We start from the raw sequence: 1837 nt of genomic DNA, 5'->3' as shown, positions 1-1837 counted from the left end.
TGTGTATAAGAGACAGACCCAGCAGGCCCGCGCATAGGCGTACCGCACGGAAAACCCCGGATTGTCAAACGTCCGCGGCCACTCACTCCAGGACCCTTGCGGCACGCTCACCACCCCAGGATCCCGAACCACGGCCTCCACAACACGTCCCACCGGAACAGCCACACGAACGAACCCGCCCCCGGTGACGACACCACCGACCCGCCGCGCGATGACCCCCGGCTCCACCCCGAGCCTCAACGCCACAGGACTCTCGAAAACCCCAGGCCCACGACTGAAAACGGTGACGTCGTCCGGCACGGGAACATCGATCTCACCGTCCGCCACAGCGTCGCGCACAGCGCGCACAAGGGCACCGCCAACGTCGCCTGGATTCACCCTGGTGAGACTATCCGACCACTATCTGGACACCGCCGCGAGTTTCCGCACCGTCTGGATCAGCTGGTTCGGGTCGAACGGCTTGGTCACGTAGGCGTCCACCCCGATCTCGTTCCCCCGCCGCACATCGTGCTCCTGCGCCCGCGCCGTGATCATCACGACCCGGATGTGCGCCGTCCCGGGGTCCTCCCGCAGCCGGATCGCGGTTACCCACCCGTCCAGCCGCGGCATCATCACGTCCAGCGTGATCACGTCCGGCCGGACGTCCGCCACCTTCTCCAGGCAGTCCTGACCGTCCACCGCGGTCGCCACCTCGAACCCCTCCAACTGCAGGTTCACGGCGATGAGCTGGCGGATCACCTCGTCGTCGTCCACAACTAGAACGCGTCCCAGTGGCTCGGTCACGGCCTCGAAGTTAGCCCACTCCCACCCCGCACGCACGGCGAACGCCCACGCGCGCGTCACCCCGCCAACCCTGGTAACCTTCTACCGCGCCGCTCCAAGGGGCGCAGGGCCCCCTTAGCTCAGGGGATAGAGCAACGGCCTCCGGAGCCGTGTGCGCAGGTTCGAATCCTGCAGGGGGCACCTCAGATGATCTACAAAAACCCCGGCTGATCGGCACCTCGCCAGTCACCGGGGTTCGTTGCATGAACACCCACGCCCCACCCGAAGCCCGCCGATTGCCGCGCTCTCCGGACCACACGCGGAACAACCTCGGGACCATCCGCCCGGGTAACCCTTAGCAAGAGCGTTCCGGCACGGGACCGGCCCTACTCATGCGGCCTCTCGGGCGGCACTGCCCCACAAAACTCGTGGCCGCGGGGACCCCTGCCCGCCTCCATCAGCAGCTGCAGCAGGTCACCCACCGTCTGCACCCCCAGACACGACACCGGGCACCCTGGCCCGATGCCGGCATGCCCGACCGTGTGCAGGTCGTCACCCGTGCCGGTCACCTCGGCCACGGCCACCCCCGCGCGTGCACGATCGCCTCCCGCAACTCTCGCGGGTCGACAGCTTCCACCAGCCGCACACCCCCGCGGACACGCACCATGGCCCACCAGGCCCCCGTCGCATACCCATACCAGGCCACGACCCCAGGGAACTCCCGCTCGATCTGCGCCGCCACCGACCGCCGTTCCACCACCTCCGACGACGTCGCGGCCCACGAGACGCCCATCATCCGCCACCACCCGACGCCGGGCCGGGAGCATCGGACGAGCCAGGAGCGTCGGCGAACGGCACCGCCAACACCCGCGCAATCCGCTCCGCCGCCGTGACCGTGTCCGCCACCGGGCACAACGGCTCCAACTCCACCGGCGAACTACGCGTCGGCCCCGACCACACCCACCACCACCAAAGCGCCCCCTCATGGGGACGGCACAGCACCTCTTGCCCCAGCCCCGGCGACATCACCTGGCCCCGCGGATCGTCGGTGTCCGGCTCACCGGCCGGGTTACGC

At 69.0% G+C, this 1837-nt stretch carries 1 protein-coding gene, 1 tRNA gene and 2 pseudogenes; 1 reads left to right on the top strand and 3 read right to left on the bottom strand.

Annotated elements, in window-relative coordinates:
* Together E1200_RS34550 and E1200_RS33005 are read right to left on the bottom strand one after the other, a co-directional pair.
* Positions 1-378, bottom strand: a pseudogene (locus E1200_RS34550) (hypothetical protein); the annotation flags it as partial.
* A 21-nt stretch (positions 379-399) separates the two neighbouring features.
* Positions 400-783 (bottom strand): response regulator, encoded by a 384-nt coding sequence (locus E1200_RS33005; RefSeq protein ID WP_243709049.1) that lies wholly within the window; start codon positions 781-783, stop codon positions 400-402.
* Between the two features lie 108 nt (positions 784-891).
* On the opposite strand from E1200_RS33005, the gene E1200_RS33000 reads away from it, so the two are divergent.
* Positions 892-963: transfer RNA gene (locus tag E1200_RS33000), tRNA-Arg, on the top strand.
* 591 nt (positions 964-1554) lie between these two features.
* Here the strand turns inward: E1200_RS33000 and E1200_RS34545 are convergent.
* Positions 1555-1837 (bottom strand): annotated as a pseudogene (locus tag E1200_RS34545) (hypothetical protein); the annotation flags it as partial.

This window comes from Actinomadura sp. GC306, assembly GCF_004348665.1.
Classification (GTDB): Bacteria; Actinomycetota; Actinomycetes; order Streptosporangiales; family Streptosporangiaceae; genus Spirillospora.
Note: the sequence above shows the minus strand (reverse complement) of the source record. Positions and strands in the feature narration are given on the sequence as shown.